The following is a 17,254-nucleotide window of genomic DNA, read 5'->3' on the forward strand; positions in this document are numbered from 1 at the left end:
CTTTATTGAGAGCCCGCTCATGAACCCGTCCTTTACTCCCTGGTTACGTCACCCCACGGTGTTGCGCATCGTCTCGCCGCTGCTGCTCGGCGCGGTATTGCTGGGTCTGTGGCAATTGGCATGTGTGGCCTGGAAGGTGCCGGTGTATCTGGTGCCCTCCCCGGTCGATATCGGCCGCACCCTGATCAGCGATGGCCCGATGCTGTTCGGTGCATTGTGGATGACCTTGAAGATCACTTTTTTCTCCTTTGCGCTGGCGGTGCTTATCGGCACCCTGGCGGCCTTTGTGTTTGTGCAGAGCCGCGTGCTGGAAGCCAGCCTGTTTCCCTACGCCATCCTGTTGCAGGTGACGCCGGTGGTGGCCGTCGCGCCGCTGATCATCATCTGGTGCAGCAATACCACGCTGGCGTTGATTATTTGCGCGACTTTGGTGGCGATTTTCCCGATCATCGCCAACACCGTACTCGGCTTGCGCAGCGTCAACCCCGGCCTGCTCAATCTGTTCCGCCTGAACCGCGCCAGCCGCTGGCAGGTGCTGTTGCGCCTGCGCATTCCCAGCGCCCTGCCGTGTTTTTTTGCCGGGCTGCGCATTGCCAGCGGGCTGGCGTTGATCGGCGCGGTGGTGGCGGAGTTCGTCGCCGGCACCGGGGGCACCGGTGCAGGGCTGGCGTATCAGATCCTCCAGGCCGGCTTTCAACTGAATATTCCAAGGCTGTTCGCTGCCCTGCTGCTGATCGCCTTGACCGGTGTCGCGTTATTCAGCCTGATGGCCGTGCTGGCCCGGTTGAGCCTGCGCAACTGGCATGAAAGCGAACTCGGCTGAACCTTTTAATCCGCCGCAGGCGTGGCGCATGGAGCCTCACATGAAGCTTGAAAATAGCTGGCTGGTACGTAACGCCAGCGCCATCCTCACCGGCTTGTCCGGTGCGGCGGCGCGCCACGCCGGGCCTGATATCCGTATCGTCGACGGCCGCATCAGCGCCATCGGCGCCCTGCAACCCCAGCCCGGCGAGCGAGTGCTGGATGCCACCGATTGCGTGGTCTACCCGGCGTGGGTCAATACCCACCATCACCTGTTTCAGTCGCTGCTCAAAGGCATTCCCGCAGGTATCGACCAGAGTCTGGGAGACTGGCTGGGTGCCGTGCCCTATCGCTATCGCGGCGCGTTTGACGAGCAAAGCTTTCGCCTCGCCGCTCGCATTGGCCTGGTCGAATTGGCACGATCCGGCTGCGCCACCGTCGCAGACCATCATTACCTGTACTTGCCGGGCATGGACTTTGACAGTGCCGAGGTGCTGTTCGAGGAAGCCGAACGGCTGGGGCTGCGGTTTGTTCTCTGCCGTGGCGGAGCCACGCAAGCACGGCAAGCCGAAGGCAAGTCCGTGGCCGGGCCGGAGACCCTGGAGCAATATCTGGACGACGTCGAGCGTCTCGTGCGGCGCTACCACGACCCGGCCGCCGATGCCTGGCGGCGGGTGGTGATGGCGCCCACCAGCCCGCCCTACTCCATGCCTGGTGAACACCTGCGCGAAACCGCCCGGGTCGCCCGGCGACTGGGCATTCGCCTGCACAGCCATCTGAGCGAAACCGTCGAATATCAAAATGAGGTGCAGCAACGCCACGGCATGTCGCCAGTGGCGTTCTGTGCCGAGCACGAGTGGCTCGGGCCGGACGTGTGGTTCGCCCATCTGGTGAAACTCGACGCCGAGGAAATCCGCATGCTCGGGACCAGCGGTACGGGCATTGCGCATTGCCCGCAAAGCAATGGCCGCCTGGGCAGTGGCATTGCCGATGTGGTGGCCATGGAGGCTGCGGGAATGCCGGTGTCGATTGGCGTGGATGGCGCCGCCTCCAACGAGGCCTGCGACATGATCAGCGAAACCCACGCCGCCTGGCTGATGCAACGGGCCAGACTTGGCGAACGGGCCCGCCCGCGTTATGCCGGCGGTGACGAGGAAGGCGGTGCCAGCGCGGCCACGGTGGAAGACGTGGTGCGCTGGGGTACGTCTGGCGGGGCTCGGGTGCTGGGGCTGGACGCCGTGGGCAGCGTGCAAGTGGGCATGGCGGCCGACCTGGCGATCTACCGCCTGGACCAGCCGCGATACTTCGGCCTGCATGACCCGGCGATCGGGCCGGTGGTGGGCGGAGGACGCCCGACGTTGCGCGCCTTGCTGGTCGCTGGGCGGTTGACCGTACACGACGACCAGTTGCCTGACTTCGACCTGGCCGAACTCGGCGCCCAGGCCCGGGACGCGGTGCGGCGGTTGCAGCAGGCCGCAGGCGTACGCTCATGAGCTGGTCTCCCCGGCACGTGCTGCCGTGCCAATACTCGCCCGCACCAAATGTCTGGTAAATGGAAAAATACGGCAGAGGTCGACTTGGGACTGTCCTCAGATAGTTTTATGGTCCCGGAGAAGAAAGCAGCGGACGGCGTATCACAAGGCGCTTCTACAACAATTGCTCGCGTAGAAAATCGATGAACGCCATCGTCCGCGCTGAACGTCGCCGCTCGCGGTTGAGTACGGCGCGGACAGGCAGCGCGCTGGTTTGATAGTTGTCGAGTACGGTACTCACCCTGCCCTGCTCGACGTCAGCTGTGAACAGCCATTGCGGTGAGAGGGAAATACCCAGGCCGGAGAGCACCATTTCGCGGATGGCCTCGCTGCTGTTGCTGGTGACGTTGCCCTGGATACCTACATCGAACGCCTGGCCGAGGTGCGTAAAGTGCCAACGGTCGTAATGCTCCAGCAACGTGAAGCCGATGCAGTTGTGTCCTGACAGTTCGCTGGGCTCACGTGGCACGCCGTGTAGATCCAGATAACCGGGCGCCGCATAGACACGCCGTGGGCTATTGCCCAGTGGCAGTGCCACCAATCCCTCGCTCTTCACTACGCCAATGCGGATCGCCAGATCGATGTTTTCCTTGAGCAGGTCTTCATTGTGGTCACTCAGCCGCAGGTCAATCCGCACATCAGGATGGCGTTGCAGGAAAGTCCCTATGAGCGGCGCAATGCATAACCTTCCATAACTGACCGGCGCGGCGACTCGTAAAGGGCCGGCAATCTGCTCTTGGCCACTGGTAAAGCTCCGTGTAGCAGTTTCGACGTGGCCGAGGATTTCCTGGCAGTGGTCGTAGAAGCGTTGACCTTGGTCGGTCAGGGCCAAGTGCCGAGTGCTGCGTGCGAACAATGGCCCACCCAGGTACTGCTCCAGCGCGCGCACTTGTTTACTCACCGCCGGCTGCCCCATGTTCAGTTCACGGGCGACCGCCGAGAAAGACCCGCGCTCCACGACGCGAACAAAGACATGCATGCTGTCGAACAGATCCATCGACGATTGGTTCTCTTTGGGGAATAAGTCATATGCAAATTGGGTTTCTTATCGGAATGATTAAAGCGCGGCAATCTGTAAGCGTCCATCCCAACACAGGTTCCCGTCATGAAACATTCCATGCTTGCCGCCATCGCCGAATCCGCTCAATCCCCGCTGGCCATCCGTCACATCGATCGCCCTGTTGCCGGTAAGGGGCAAGTATTGGTCAAGGTTCACGCCGCAGGGGTCAATCCGCTCGATACCAAAATTGCCGCCGGCGCAGGGGCCCACGCCCGCCAAACGCTGCCGGCCGTGCTCGGCCTTGATCTTGCCGGTACGGTGGTCGAAGTGGGCGAAGCGGTCGACGGGTTCACCCCGGGCCAGGAAGTCTTCGGCATGCCCGGCGGGATCGGCGGTGCCCAAGGCACCATGGCCGAGTACATTGCCGTGGATGCCCGCCTGATCGCGGTCAAGCCACAGACCCTCAGCATGCGTGAGGCGGCTGCATTGCCTTTGGTATTCATCACCGCGTGGGAAGGTCTGGTCGATCGCGCCAATATCCGCTCCGGTCAGCGTGTCCTGATTCATGGCGGCGCGGGTGGGGTCGGCCAAGTGGCTGTGCAACTGGCCAAGGCTCGTGGTGCCGATGTCTACGCCACCGGTTCGGCGGGCAGTCTCGACTTCATACGCTCGCTGGGGGCCACGGCGATCGACTATCAGGCACAGAGCGTTGAGAATTATGTCGAGCACTACACCGCCGGCGAGGGGTTCGACATTGTCTACGACACCGTCGGCGGCAGCACGCTGGATGCATCATTCAAAGCCGTGAAAGCCTATACCGGGCACGTGCTGAGCTGCCTGGGCTGGGGCCAGCACAGCCTGGCACCGTTATCGTTCAAAAGTGCCACCTACTCGGGGGTTTTCACTCTGGCTCCGCTGCTCACCGGCAAAGGACGCGAACACCACGGCGCTATCCTGCGCGAGGCCGCTGCGCTGGCCAATGCGGGTCAACTGACAATCCGCGTGGATCAACAGCACTTTGCGCCGCAAGACGTCAACGAGGCATTTCGCCAAGTCGCCGAAGGCCGCGGCAAGGGCAAGACGGTGATCGAGTTTGTGGCTGCATAGTTCCTTGTAATCTCTTCATAGCGCTAACGGCCAAAAGCGTCCGCCTTTGGCCGTTAGTTGCCACACAAGGGCAACCGCTTTCGGCCAAGAGCTGCCGCCCCCATGGTCTTCTCCAGCCCAAAACGCTGTCGCCAGTTGCTGCCGAACGTATGGCACACCTACTGGCATGGGCCGCACACCATATGGATGGCAACTCGACTCCTGTAGGCGGCTCTTTCTATGAGAGCTGGCCTCTCACCCATTTGTATTTACCTGGCCTGAACAAACCGCTGCTCAAGGTTTTCTTTTGCATTGCTCTTCGGGCGCACCATATCCCCAAGTGATGATGGCTTCGGCCTTATGTTCCCAAAGCGATTCATTACGCCCGACGTACTTGATGCCCATGCCACTGAGTTGCTGGTACATCAGCGATACGCTGTCGCCACGCTCGGCTATTAATGTTGGCGGATCAGTTTCGAAGAACCTGACAGTTACCTCGTTTGCAGGGTTGCCGTCGCATTCGTAAAAGACAGGCCCAGTGCCAGAGATCAGTCGGTACCGTGCTTGCAACTCAGCGATGCGGTTCTGGTATTCCATGCGCAGGCATGCACCGACGTCATCACTCTTCCAGCAATCGTCCCGCCCCTTGATCCACCCCCGCTGCTCTGCTTTGAGCATTGGAGGATGCTCGTTGCCGGCCTTAATACTCGCACTGGCATACACTGCCGAGAGTTTGCGATCGAGGGCAGATAATTCCTTGTCTTTAAATATCAATGCTTCGATACCGCCAGGCTCCGCCTTTGAGCAATCGTAAGATGGACCAGGTGGCGAATTGATAGCCGACGATGTTCCCGTGCGCGCCCCGGTCGACTGTATCGCACTGATTTGCTGATCAATGTAATTGCACCACTGCTCGGAGCTTCGCTCAGGGACATCTGACCCATCTTGAACCCCCAGCTTTATCTCGATCACTGACTTCCATTCATCAGAACCTAGATCCGGTCCGTGCCCTTGCATATCAGCCGTATGCAGAACCTTATCGACCGATTGATACCACGTGTTTGAGCATTGAGATTGCGCCTTGGCAACGCATGTGACGCCAATCAATAGCAAGACCAAATATTTGCGCATGTGCGGTTTGCCTGGATTTACGCAGTCGCCAACCACTCATCTTAGCCGGTCTCATCCGCTAGCGATCGGTGAGTCAATAGTGATTGCAGCATAAGAAGTCCTCGCTGCGCAGGCACGCCTGATGCGTCCAGGCCTCCAGCACAGTTCGGGTTTGCTCAGCAATTTCCAGATGTCGATATTTGGCGATTGTGTATGTACATGGTGGTGCCCTCCACGTGGGTGAAGGACCGGGGTGGATCAGTCGCGCGGCACCGTTGTCGGATTCGGCCAGAAGCAGACACTTAAAAGCTCAACGATCAGGTTCTCATGTCATGAAATCATCCGGCTGCCGTACCATCGGCACATCGACAAAACGGAGGTTGATATGGGAAATGGTCAGGGCAAAAGGGTCGTTGTCATTGGTGCAGGCATCGTTGGCGCGTCATTGGCGTATCACTTGGCAGGTAAAGGCGCGAATGTCACTTTGGTAGAAGCTGAAGATATATCTTCGGGAGTGACTGGCAGCTCATTCGCTTGGCTCAATACCTCACACCCCGAACCCGACCCGATCGCGCAACTGCGCGGTTCTGCCATCAAGGAGTACCACCGACTCGAAACGCAGCTACCTGGTCTGGAGATAAGATGGACAGGCGCCTTGTCTTACAGTGCGCTGGCGATTGAGGCACTGCCAGTCTCAGGTCACCAGGCTTCAGCAAACCTGGTGTCTCGATCGCAGATTCTCGACTTGGAACCAAATCTCAAGAACCCTCCCCAGTCTGCTCTGTATGCAGCTGAAGAAGGAGCGCTGGACGCAGTGGCAGCTACGCATGCGTTGATCGCAGGTGCGCAGGCATATGGGGCGAAGATTCTCACTCAGACGCGAGTGCTCGGTTTTGTAACCCAGGGTGCAACGGTGACTGGAGTCGAAACAACGATAGGCAGCCTCGATGCCGATATTGTCGTACTGGCAGCCGGGACAGGCATCACGAAACTGACAGACATGCTTGGAGTGTTCCTGCCAATAGAGGCCTCGCCTGCCATTTTCATCCGTTACAAATCACAACCCGACCTCGTACACACCCTCATATCCAGCCCTGAAATGGAAGTGCGGCAAAGTTCGGATGGTGCGTTGCTCGCGGCGGAAGATTATCTGAACGATGCCGTGGAAAATCAGCCGGCAGCGATAGCGCTTCGCACTGCCAAGACAATCCAGAACGAACTCCATGGTGTCGTCTCCATAGAACCGGAACGGGCTTGTGTCGGCCTCAGGCCCATGCCTGCCGATGGCATCCCCATCATCGGTTATCTCCCCAATATAGGTGGCGTCTACGTTTGTGCAATGCACCCTGGAATTACTCTGGCGGCGATAGTGGGACGTCTGGCCAGCGAGGAGATCATCGATGACAAGGTGTCCAGTGCCCTTTGCCCATGCCGGCCTGATCGATTTTTGCAAGCGGAGGGAAGCCTCTTGTGAGGCAGAAATCGGCCAAGAGCAGACGTTCGAACCCAAGGTGATGCGATGAAGGGACAAACCAAGAATGACTGCACCTCTGACCAGTAACGCAGCAACCCAGCCTGGGCCTATTACCGGGATCGGCGCGTCAGCCTGAACTGTGGCCAATTGTCCAAGAAACCCGGGGCGTCATTTCGCCCGAAACAGACACTACGCGCGACGTATTTGCCTGATGGCCCAACGCCTGAGTAGAATGCGATTCATTATCAATCATGTATGTCCCGGGATGCCGATGCGTAGCGACGAAACACTAGGTACTGCAGATCCAGGGCTGCTCTATCGCACCCACTTCTCGTGGTTACAGGGCTGGCTGATTCGGCGCATCGGCTGTCGCGACAACGCCGCAGATCTGGCGCAGGACACTTTCGTCCGTGTGCTCAAACACCGTCATCAGTCCGGCGCCCTGCGCGAACCACGTGCTTATTTGAGCAGCATTGCCCGAGGGTTGATGATTGATCAGTATCGTCGTCGCGAACTCGAACGCGCCTACCTGGAAAGCATCACGTTGCTGCCTCAACACGAGGTTCCCTCGGAAGAAAACCGGCTGATGATTCTTGATGCGCTCGAGCGCATAGACCGTCTGCTCGACTCGCTTAAACCAAGAGTACGCCAGGCGTTTTTATTTGCCCGACTCGACGGTCTGACCTGCGCGCAAATCGCCGCAAAGCTCGGTGTTTCCCGCGCGACGGTGGAGCGCGACCTGGCCACGGCCCTGCAACACTGCTACCGCTTGCGTTATGTCGAGGCCTGAGCCTGAGGCGCTGGATCCGGCCATTGTCGAGCAGGCGATCCAATGGCTGGTGCGCCTACGCTTCAATCAAGCCGATGAACAGACACAGCGCACGTTCGAGCACTGGCTGCAGCAGCGCCCGGAGCATGCGTTGGCGTGGCAGCGTGTGGAAACGCTTGGCGATGAATTCGAAGGCGTGCCAGCTCAACTGGCTCGACAAACCCTTAAGGGCGCCCAGCAGGGAATGCGCCGGCGGGAAAGCCTGAAGCTACTGGGCGTATTGGCGACGGTCGGCACGGCAGCCTGGCTCGGCCGCGACTACACCCCCCTGCCCTCCATGCTTGCACAGCAGCGCAGCAGCACCGGCGAGCAACGACGTTTCGAACTCGATGATGGCAGCCTTATCCAGCTCAATAGCGATAGCGCCGTCGACAGCGATTTCGACGCCCAGCGGCGCCTGATCATCCTGCGCCGAGGTGAAATCATCGTGAATGTCGGTGCGGATCAATACTCCCCGCAAGCACGACCGTTGTGGGTGCAATCACGCGACGGAATGATGCGAGCCCACAGCTCGCGCTTTCTGGTCCGCGAGCGTGACGACGGCACTCTGGTCGCGGCCCAGGAAGGATCAGTCACGGTGTTCCCCGGCTCCAGTCAAACGCCTGCGAGCCGCAACGTCCTGGCAGGAAACCAACTGCTGTTCACCCCAACCGGCACCCGAACGTTCAGGGACAACGGCCTTGATCCATGGGGTTGGGGTGACGGAGTGATCAGTACGAACCATATGCGCCTTGGTGACTTCATCGCAGAGTTGTCGCGTTATCGCCCAGGAGTCCTGCGCTGCGCGGAAGAGGTCGCTGATCGACGCGTTTCCGGCACCTTCCAGCTCGCCGACAACGATCGGGTCCTGGCATTGATCGCGCAGTCACTGCGCCTGCACATTGATTACCGAACCCGTTACTGGGTCACCGTAACCGCTGCCACCTGACTCCACCCGAATATTTTTTCGCTACCTGAAAAATAATGAGGTGGTTTCTCATTCTCGTTCGACCTCTAAGGAAGGCCGGAATACAGGCCAGTCTGCCGATATCCTTTCTTGGAGCGAGAAAATGAGTTCGTCCCCGGTTTCACAGCGCCATCCATTAAGTCGTGCCATGCACGGTGCGATCCTGGGTTTGATCGTGAGCAGCTACGCATTGCCATCGCTGGCGCAAACCTCGGGCGCTGATCACAGCAATCAAGTCAAACAGTGGAATATCGCCCCCGGGCCACTGGCGCCAGCGCTTGACCGCTTTGCGCGCGAGGCTGGCATCAGTCTTTCCTTCGACGCCTCGAGTGTTGCGAACCGCACCACGGCTGGCGTGAATGGCACGCTCGATACATCGGCAGCGCTGTCATCCTTGCTCCAGGGCAGCGAGTTGCAGATCGAACAGCAAGGCGCGAATGCTTACCTGCTGACCCCTCAAGCAAAAACCGCCGGCCCGTTAGAGCTCGACGCAACGGCCGCCGAGGACTACCGCCTCGCCCCGCTCATCATCAATGCCAAGGTCCGGGTCAGTGCCGACGACGACGCCAACTCGGTGGTTGCCAAGGAACTCTGGGTGGGCGGCAAGGTGGCAACCAGCATTCTCAATACACCGGCATCGGTGTCGGTGGTGACCAACAAGGAAATGCAGCAACGCAGCGTCAGCACCACGGAAGAAGCGCTGCAATACACGCCGGGCGTGGTCAGTGACTTCTATGGTACGGATGATCGCAACGACTATTTCCAGATCCGCGGCTTCCAGGCCACCACCTACCGTGACGGCTTGACCCTCAGCTCGATGCGCGGCGTACGCGAAGACCCATTCGCCTATGAGCGCATCGAGATTCTGCGTGGCGCCAACTCCACCCTGTTTGGCCCTGCGGACCCGGGCGGTTCGGTAAATTTCGTGACCAAACAGCCGCGCTTCGAGAAGTTTGGCCAAGGCTATGTGACCTACGGTTCGTTTGATCATGTCGAGACCGGCATCGATGTCGGCGATGCGCTGAACGACGAGAAAACCCTGGCCGGCCGTTTTACTGCCAAAGGCCAGAACAGCGATCGCGAGTACGATCATTCGCAGGACGACAACCAGTTGTTCATGGGTGGCCTGACCTGGGCACCGACGGATTACACATCGGCCACGATGATTCTGGACTACCTGAAAACCGAAAGTTCGCCCAACAGCGGCGGCTATCCACTGGATCGGGAATACGACCGCAGCAAGTTTTATGGCGAGCCCAGCTACAACTTCCACGATGTCGAGCGCACCAGCCTCAGCGGTAACGTCACCCATGATTTCGACAACGGCTTCGTGCTGCGCAGCAATCTGCGTTACAGCAAGTTGACCGATGATTTCGGCTACGTGTACCTCAGCGACAGCGCCGCACGTGTCGGTACCACCGTCGATCGCTACCTGTTCGGAACCGACACTGAAGCCGACCAGTTCAACGGCAATCTGATGCTGCAATACGATGCCCGCTTCGAGAACATCGACAGCAGCAGTCTGGTGGGCGTGGAGTACCTCGATTCGACCACCAAGGAAAGCTCGGTCTACGCCCTGACAACCCCGATCGACATTGCCAACCCGGTGTTTACTGGCGTTCCACGCTCAATCGCGCCGTATGCCGTCAACAAGCGAGACGCGACCACCAAGGCTGTGTTTCTTCAGCAGAACCTGTCGTTCTACGAGCGTTTCATCGTCACCGGAGGTGTGCGCAACGACTCGATGGACCTGACCAGCAAAGGCTTGCAATCCACCGAGAAAGACAACTTCTCCGAAACCTCCTACCGAGGTGCGTTGACCTATATCGTCAACGATGAAGTCTCCACCTATGTGAGCATGGTCGAATCCGTCTCGCCGCCGCAGGTCGGCGTGACACCGCAGACAGGCAGGCAGTACGAAGTCGGCGTGAAGTATGCGCCGATGGGGATGGATGCACTGTTCTCCGCCGCCGTGTACGACCTGACCCAGGAAAATGTCACCATCGCTGTGGTGCTGCCGAGCGGCATCATCGAGCAGCAGACGGTGGGCGAATCGAGGGCGCGTGGCCTCGACCTGGAGGCCAAAGCGCAGGTGACGCAGAACCTCAGCCTGATCGGTGGCTATTCCTACATGGAGTCCGAGGTACTGCGCGGTTCGTTGTATGACGGCAGTTCCCTGAAGGGCAACGAGTTCGCCACGGCACCCAAGCATTCCGCTTCGCTCTGGAGTTACTACGACGTACCCGCCACTGATGTCAGCGTGGGCCTGGGTGCGCGCTACGTCGGCGCTTATTACTTCGATGCAGCCAACTCCGGCAAAAGCGATGGCACTACCCTGTTCGACGCCGCCTTCAACTACAAGATCGCCAAGGGCACCGACCTGGCGGTGAACGTCAGCAACCTGCTGGATGAGCAGCACGTGGTCGGCTCCGGCACGGCGAACTTCTACAACCCGGGCCGCGAGATTACCGCCAAACTGAGCTACAACTGGTAATTAGGCGGGTAGCCTATTTTTTCGTAAAGGAAACGGTGCCCGCGTTACCGCGAGCACCGTTAACTACGGGCATACTCAGCTTGATCTACGCTTGAATGAAATCACGCGGAGAACCAGATCATGTCCCTCGCTCCCGGAAGTCTATTGGCCCTGGCTGTGGGTGTCTGCTTTTGCACATCCGTGCTCGGACAAGGGGCAGCAGACAGCGATTCTCCACCGGCGATACTGCCATTGGCATCCGAGAGTGCGCCGAAACTCATTGCCTACGCGCCGCTTGCCGAGCCGCTCGCCCGTGGAGTGGTCATCATCCAGTTTCGAACAGAGCACGCCAGGATCATGCCGGTATTTGGCAAGGTGGCTGCGCAGGTATCACCACGCTTAGGTCACCTTCACGTGACCGTCGATGACTGGAAAGGTACGTGGGCGCACACCAGTGAAGACCCGATTATCCTGGTCGGGCTAACCCCCGGTCCTCACAAGGTTCTCTTGGAAGTGGCCGACCCGACGCACCAGATCATCACCAGTACGACAGTGAGTTTTACAGTACCGGAGAATAAACCGACGGACGCTCCCCGTACTGACGATCATCACGCGGTAAAACCATGACCGCCGTGCTATCACCGTAACAGGCAACAATCGGCGTCTCTGCCAGCGATTGACTGGCTCAATATCTCCAGAAGACCGGGGTCACGAGCACCAACACCGTCAGGATTTCCAACCTGCCTAGCAGCATGCCAACGGTGAGTAGCCATTTGGCCGCATCCGGCAGTGACGAGAAATTACCTGCCGGCCCGATGATTGTGCCCAGGCCGGGGCCGACGTTACACACCGCCGTAGCGGCACCGCTCAGAGCGGTAATCCAATCAAGCCCGATCAGTGCCAGGCCCAAAGCGATGGCGGCAATCGTGATGGTGAAAAAAAACGAGAAGGTCAGCAGCGAACGGACGATCTCCTCGTCGATGGGATGGCCGTTGTATTTTTTCTGAATCACGGCCCGAGGGTGAATCAACTGCTTCAAGCTGCTGACCAGAAGCGCGGCAGCCACCTGAAAACGGAAGATTTTCAGCCCGCCTGCCGTTGAGCCGGAGCAGCCACCGACGAAGGTCAGATAGAAAAACAGCAACACAGCGAAGCTGCCCCACAAGGTGTAGTCGCCAACCGCAATTCCGGTGGTCGTGACGACCGAGGTCACATTGACCGCCACGATACGAAACGCGTCCCACCATCCGTAGTCGCTGTGAAAATACAGCCAGGTACCTACTGCCAACGATGTGACGAGCAGGAATCCAATAAACCCGCGTACCTGGTGGTCCCTGATCAGCGCACGCCGATTGCCCCGACAGGTTGCGACGTACAAGGTGAATGGCAGGCTGCCCAGGATCATGATGACTACCGCCACCCAGTGGATTGCTGGCTGCTCCCAGTGCCCGAGGGAGGAGTCCGACGTCGAGAACCCGCCGGTAGAGATCAACGACATTGCGTGGTTGATCGCTTCGAATGGGGTCATTCCTGCGAGCCAGAGCGCCAAAGTGCCGATACCCGTCAGGCCCAGATAGAGCAAAAGAATGTACTTGGCTGCGACATGAGAACGTGGTGTCACTTTCTCCGACCAGTCCGAGGACTCTGTCTGAAAAAGACGCATGCCGCCGACTCGCAAGAGCGGAAGAATCGCGACAGCCATTCCGATAAAACCGATGCCGCCTAACCAGTGCAGCATGGAACGCCAGATCAACAAGCCGGGAGAGGCGATATCCAGACCGGTGAGTACCGTCGAGCCAGTGGTGGTGATGCCCGACATCGTTTCAAAGAACGCATCGGTGTAGCTGATATCACTGATGAAAACCATGGGTAACGCTGCGAAGGCGCACACAACAACCCAGCTAGCGGTAGTCAACAGGTACATGTCCCTGGGCCGAAGATTGCCAGTCTCCGGACGCCCTCGCACGATCAACAGCAGACCACAGATGAAGGTAATCAGACTCGACCAGAGAAAGGCCGACAGTTCGTCGCTATGCTCATAGATCACCAGCGTCATCATGGGTATAGCCATGCTTACCGCCAGGGTGATCAAAAAAATACCCAAAATGAAGCCGATAAGCCGAATTGCTGCGAGGGACATCACGATACCGTTCCAAATTAGCGCCGCGCAGTATCGGATGCCCTCAATAAAGACTGCGTAAATTCTCCGTAAAATTTTGACCTGCAATCAGTCAGGCTGCGGGAGTCAAAGCGTGGCTATGAGTCAATTACAGGCCTTCGCAACAGGCCGGAAACGGCAGAAGCCGCCAGTGCCAGCCCTCTTCGCATCAAACGAGTCCCGGCCTGACGCTGCATGTTGCGCGTAAAATCTGGCTGCAGCATGCAGCGCCGTGCAAACGGGAGTTGATCTGCGCTGATCGCTCATCAGGAGGAAACGAGTTTCTCGTAATCAGAGAAGGGCTTGAGCGCGCAGTACTGCACGTGTAGCAGATTCCCTTTGACGTAAGGCAGCGCCTCGATGTAATCACGCGCCTCTTCGAAGGTGACGGACTCCAGTTCAAACGCGGCACCGGGACCATCGGCCAGCCCATGAACTGCGCGCACGATACCGCCAGCGAAGCCTTGCCAAACGTGCACTACCTCCGGTTTCGCCAGCCGCTTGAAGTCTTCTGCCGCTCCATCAGCACGGCGAGTCAGAATCACGAAGGTTTTCATGTCACCTCCTCCGTTTTCAGCTGCTTGCGCTGGATTGTTTCACCATAAGCAACGTGCGCCATTATGCCGCTCTGGCCCACGGCCACATTCGGTTTAAGCTCATTGCGGGGAGTGTAGTCCCCACCGTTTTGGGGCCGGAAGGGTATTGGCGCATCTGTGAACAAATCCTCGAGTCGGGTGCGCCAAGCCTCTTTAGCTGCGACGGCATCTGCGGCGGTCAAGTTGCCAGTGCCGTATATGGCGAACGTCGGCAGCACATCGAACCCAGGAAAGTAGAGCGAGCCGTGCGTGATCGGAAACAGCAATTGCTCGAGTGGTCCGTTGATGCCGCGCGGCGAGTAGTCTTCTGCGGGGCCGCCGACAGCGACTGACAACATGGCCCGCTTGCCTTTGAAAGCGCCGTCACCATAGCGGTAGGCGTTGCCAGCGTCCTTGTAGCCGTGGGCGAGTCCGGCTGCCCAGACGCGATCTATCCATCCCTTCATGATGGCAGGCATGCCGTACCACCAGAGCGGAAACTGGAAGATGACTACGTCTGCCGCTAGAACCTTGTCTTGCTCCGCCGCCACGTCAGGGCTTTGGCTGCGATGACGATAGGCGTGGGCGGACTCTGCTCCGAACGAGAGCCGCTGAGGGTTGGCCCGCTGAGGAAAGTCGTGCTCGTCGAATATCGCTTTCCAGCCCATGGCGTATAGATCGGATTGCAGGACCTCGTGTCCTTGCGCAGTCAAGCATTCAACAGACACATCCACCAGTTGCCGCGTTAGCGACGAAGGCTCGGGATGGGCATAGATGATCAGTACTTTTTTCGACATGAAGGACGGCTCCGCTGTGATTTCGAAGGAGTGTCGCGGGGCTCGGGCCATCTGTGAAATCGCAAAATTTTGCTGCTAACATAAGATCGATGGATACCAGACGCCTTGATCTAAATCTGCTTGTGACGTTGGAGGCCCTTCTCATTGAGCAGAACGTGACCCGGGCTGCCGCTCGTCTGCATTTGAGCCAGCCAGCAGTCGGCGCTCAGTTGAGCCGTCTGCGCGACGTCTTCAACGACCCTCTTCTGATCCCCGCGCAGCGTGGAATGACGCCCACCGTCAAAGCCTTGGAGCTGCTCGTGCCGCTTCGCCAGGCACTTGACCAGGTAAGGGCGACCGTCACTACTCATCTGAATTTCGAGCCCGCGACGGCGAGCCTGACGGTATCAATCGCCTGCACGGATTACGTGCAGGCGGTTTTGATCAAACATCTCGTTGTCGCCATGCGACGCGAAGCGCCGGGTGTCCGCATCGCACTGCGCGTCCTGGACGTACCACAGCTGGAGCTGCAGATGACCCGCGGCGAGGTGGATCTGGCCGTGATAAACATGAACGGGGTTCCGCCCGCACTGCACTCGCAACACCTCTATGATGAGAGTTACGTGCTGATCGGGCGTCGTGGGCATCCAAGCCTGCGCGCGGGCCTGACCGTGGATGAGTTCGCGCAGCTGGAACATGTCGTGGTGTCACTGCGCGGCGGAGGCTTCTCTACCTCGGTGGATCACGCCTTGGTAGCGCACGGGCTGCGGCGTAACGTCGTTCATTCAGCGTCGTCATTTCTTCCAGTACCGGAGTTGGTCGCGCAGTCGGATTGTGTGGCCCTGGTTCCAAGTCGTCTTGTAGACGGTCGCAGCGAGCAACTGCTGTGCGTAGCCCCTCCCTTGCCGGTGGAAGGTTTTGCGATTGGCTTGTTCTGGCATGAGCGGTCGGATGGGCACGCCGGCTTCAAATGGGTACGTGAGTTCATCACTCGCGTGGCCGATTCTCGTGCATCCGATTATGGCAACCCAAGAACTCTGACAACCTTAAAACCCGTCCAGACAAGCTAGCGTGTCGAGTACTCGATAGGTCAAAGGCTCGCTGGTTGGCTCGCTCTTGCAAGCTCGCTGAGGCAATAAATTTCCATCCATCTACGTATGGCCGATTATGGTTTTATCGGCATACCTGAATGACTGTTTTTGGCCGGAAGCTGCCTCCCAGGCAGCGAACCGTGAATGGTCACTCGTCAAACAAGGTCCAGCCATGGCAAATGCCGGCAAAGTCTTTTGCCGTAAAAAATAATGTCAGTTCCTTTGGGTCAAATTCTTTGTAGAGCCAATGCCCAGGAATGGGGCCTCTCGTTATCGCGTATTCCAAGCGGTATTTTTGAACAGGTCCAAAACCGATGGAGCGTGAGTTCAACTCAAACCTGTCACCTCTGTTGAGCGCCCATAGCTTTTCAACAAGGCAGTCATCAAGCACCACCTCTCCCGCTACCTCAATGAGATACTTTGAATGAAGTTTCTGTTGAAGCCTAATGCTTCTGGCCATGCATCAACCTACCTATGAATAGTCCGAGCATCGACGCAATAATACTTGAACATGATGACGAGCGCTTTGGGTTGAAAAAAGTTCGCTGGGCGTACGCTCTGGCCGATAGCTGCCATCCGCCACCGGCAGCTATGAGCTGAGACGCCCGCACATCGGCGCCACGCAAGCCGCTCACCAAACCTGACCCCAGGTTTGTCCTGCCTGAAATCCCAAACCCGCACAAAAAAATCACCGATTCATTGTCAGTTGATTTTTTTCGGCCTATCTTGAATAAAACCTATACAGCCAACCTGTATGCGTACAACCTTTTCACCCGACTGTGTCCTTAACCCGCACCGCCACGAGTAACCCGAATGAGCCCACTACTAGCCAGCCATTACCGTGAAATCCTCGTTGGCGTCGGTGAGAACCCGGAACGCGAGGGTTTGCTGGACACGCCCCAGCGCGCCGCCAAGGCGATGCAATACCTGTGCAATGGTTACGGGATGAGCCTGGAAGACGTCACCAATGGCGCGCTCTTCGAGTCGCAGAGCGATGAAATGGTGATCGTCAGCGACATCGAGCTTTATTCGCTGTGTGAGCATCACATGCTGCCGTTTATTGGCAAGGCGCATGTGGCGTATATCCCCACTGGCCGGGTGTTGGGGCTGTCGAAGGTGGCGCGGGTGGTCGACATGTTCGCGAGACGCCTGCAGATCCAGGAAAACCTCACTCGGCAGATTGCTCAGGCGATCCAGCAGATCACCGATGCCGCCGGCGTCGCGGTGGTCATTGAAGCCAGGCACATGTGCATGATGATGCGCGGCGTCGAGAAGCAGAATTCGATCATGACCTCCTCGGTCATGCTCGGTGCCTTTCGCGACAGCTCGACGACGCGGCAGGAATTTCTCCAGCTCATCGGACGGCGCTAGGCCTATACATAATCTGTTACCTGTACAAGCTC

16 protein-coding genes and 1 pseudogene are annotated in these 17,254 nt (G+C 58.5%); 10 read left to right on the top strand and 7 right to left on the bottom strand.

The window, feature by feature from the left end; translation table 11 throughout:
- Positions 1-19 precede the first annotated feature (19 nt).
- Together J2Y39_RS06335 and J2Y39_RS06340 are read left to right on the top strand one after the other, a co-directional pair.
- Positions 20-823 carry an ABC transporter permease gene (locus J2Y39_RS06335; protein WP_056786061.1) on the top strand — a complete coding sequence of 268 codons (804 nt, stop codon included), beginning with the start codon at positions 20-22 and terminating at the stop codon, positions 821-823.
- A 40-nt stretch (positions 824-863) separates the two neighbouring features.
- Positions 864-2,294, top strand: coding sequence for an amidohydrolase family protein (locus tag J2Y39_RS06340; RefSeq protein ID WP_310216031.1), 1,431 nt, complete (start codon positions 864-866; stop codon positions 2,292-2,294).
- Between the two features lie 154 nt (positions 2,295-2,448).
- On the opposite strand, the gene J2Y39_RS06345 is transcribed toward J2Y39_RS06340, so the two are convergent.
- A complete protein-coding gene (locus J2Y39_RS06345; RefSeq protein WP_310216033.1) occupies positions 2,449-3,330 on the bottom strand; it encodes a LysR family transcriptional regulator in 882 nt (293 codons plus the stop codon).
- 108 nt (positions 3,331-3,438) lie between these two features.
- Between J2Y39_RS06345 and J2Y39_RS06350 the strand changes: the two genes are divergently transcribed.
- Positions 3,439-4,440: a zinc-dependent alcohol dehydrogenase family protein gene (locus tag J2Y39_RS06350; protein WP_310216036.1), complete on the top strand. Its 1,002-nt coding sequence runs from the start codon at positions 3,439-3,441 to the stop codon at positions 4,438-4,440.
- 273 nt (positions 4,441-4,713) lie between these two features.
- Here J2Y39_RS06350 and J2Y39_RS06355 read toward each other — a convergent pair whose 3' ends face one another.
- Together J2Y39_RS06355 and J2Y39_RS06360 are read right to left on the bottom strand one after the other, a co-directional pair.
- Positions 4,714-5,550 (bottom strand): MliC family protein, encoded by an 837-nt coding sequence (locus J2Y39_RS06355; RefSeq protein WP_310216039.1) that lies wholly within the window; start codon positions 5,548-5,550, stop codon positions 4,714-4,716.
- A 91-nt stretch (positions 5,551-5,641) separates the two neighbouring features.
- Positions 5,642-5,716, bottom strand: a pseudogene (locus tag J2Y39_RS06360) (integrase); the annotation flags it as partial.
- 198 nt (positions 5,717-5,914) lie between these two features.
- Here J2Y39_RS06360 and J2Y39_RS06365 point away from each other — a divergent pair.
- The 5 genes from J2Y39_RS06365 (at position 5,915) to J2Y39_RS06385 (ending at position 11,878) form a co-directional block, all read left to right on the top strand.
- On the top strand, positions 5,915-7,003 hold the full coding sequence (locus J2Y39_RS06365) for an FAD-binding oxidoreductase (RefSeq protein WP_310217314.1): 1,089 nt from the start codon (positions 5,915-5,917) through the stop codon (positions 7,001-7,003).
- A 271-nt stretch (positions 7,004-7,274) separates the two neighbouring features.
- Entirely contained in the window at positions 7,275-7,793 is a 519-nt protein-coding gene (locus tag J2Y39_RS06370) for a sigma-70 family RNA polymerase sigma factor (RefSeq protein ID WP_310217317.1), read from the top strand.
- Positions 7,780-8,760, top strand: a complete 981-nt coding sequence (locus J2Y39_RS06375) for a FecR domain-containing protein (RefSeq protein WP_310216040.1) — start codon at positions 7,780-7,782, stop codon at positions 8,758-8,760. The genes J2Y39_RS06370 and J2Y39_RS06375 overlap by 14 nt, the downstream gene beginning before the upstream one ends.
- 121 nt (positions 8,761-8,881) lie before the next feature.
- A complete protein-coding gene (locus J2Y39_RS06380) occupies positions 8,882-11,272 on the top strand; it encodes a TonB-dependent siderophore receptor (protein WP_310216042.1) in 2,391 nt (796 codons plus the stop codon).
- A gap of 120 nt (positions 11,273-11,392) precedes the next feature.
- Positions 11,393-11,878 carry a DUF6130 family protein gene (locus J2Y39_RS06385; RefSeq protein WP_310216045.1) on the top strand — a complete coding sequence of 162 codons (486 nt, stop codon included), beginning with the start codon at positions 11,393-11,395 and terminating at the stop codon, positions 11,876-11,878.
- Positions 11,879-11,936: 58 nt separating this feature from the next.
- On the opposite strand, the gene J2Y39_RS06390 is transcribed toward J2Y39_RS06385, so the two are convergent.
- The 3 genes from J2Y39_RS06390 to J2Y39_RS06400 all read right to left on the bottom strand — a co-directional run bounded on the left by J2Y39_RS06390 (position 11,937) and on the right by J2Y39_RS06400 (position 14,781).
- On the bottom strand, positions 11,937-13,391 hold the full coding sequence (locus J2Y39_RS06390) for a TrkH family potassium uptake protein (RefSeq protein ID WP_252867630.1): 1,455 nt from the start codon (positions 13,389-13,391) through the stop codon (positions 11,937-11,939).
- A gap of 284 nt (positions 13,392-13,675) precedes the next feature.
- The gene (locus J2Y39_RS06395; protein WP_122706234.1) at positions 13,676-13,966 is read right to left on the bottom strand and encodes a hypothetical protein; all 291 of its coding nucleotides are present in this window, start codon (positions 13,964-13,966) and stop codon (positions 13,676-13,678) included.
- On the bottom strand, positions 13,963-14,781 hold the full coding sequence (locus J2Y39_RS06400) for an NAD(P)H-dependent oxidoreductase (RefSeq protein ID WP_252867631.1): 819 nt from the start codon (positions 14,779-14,781) through the stop codon (positions 13,963-13,965). Before J2Y39_RS06400 ends, J2Y39_RS06395 begins: the two co-directional genes overlap by 4 nt.
- Positions 14,782-14,870: 89 nt before the next feature.
- Here J2Y39_RS06400 and J2Y39_RS06405 point away from each other — a divergent pair, with 89 nt between their 5' ends.
- On the top strand, positions 14,871-15,830 hold the full coding sequence (locus J2Y39_RS06405) for a LysR family transcriptional regulator (protein WP_310216049.1): 960 nt from the start codon (positions 14,871-14,873) through the stop codon (positions 15,828-15,830).
- Positions 15,831-15,999: 169 nt separating this feature from the next.
- Here the strand turns inward: J2Y39_RS06405 and J2Y39_RS06410 are convergent, their stop codons facing one another.
- Complete coding sequence (locus tag J2Y39_RS06410; protein ID WP_130927275.1) at positions 16,000-16,311, bottom strand: hypothetical protein; 312 nt, start codon at positions 16,309-16,311, stop codon at positions 16,000-16,002.
- Between the two features lie 353 nt (positions 16,312-16,664).
- On the opposite strand from J2Y39_RS06410, the gene folE reads away from it, so the two are divergent.
- Positions 16,665-17,222, top strand: coding sequence for a GTP cyclohydrolase I FolE (folE, locus tag J2Y39_RS06415; RefSeq protein ID WP_041480339.1), 558 nt, complete (start codon positions 16,665-16,667; stop codon positions 17,220-17,222).
- The last annotated feature ends 32 nt before the right edge of the window (positions 17,223-17,254 follow it).

This window comes from Pseudomonas sp. 2957 (assembly GCF_031456345.1).
Classification (GTDB): domain Bacteria; phylum Pseudomonadota; class Gammaproteobacteria; order Pseudomonadales; family Pseudomonadaceae; genus Aquipseudomonas; species Aquipseudomonas siliginis.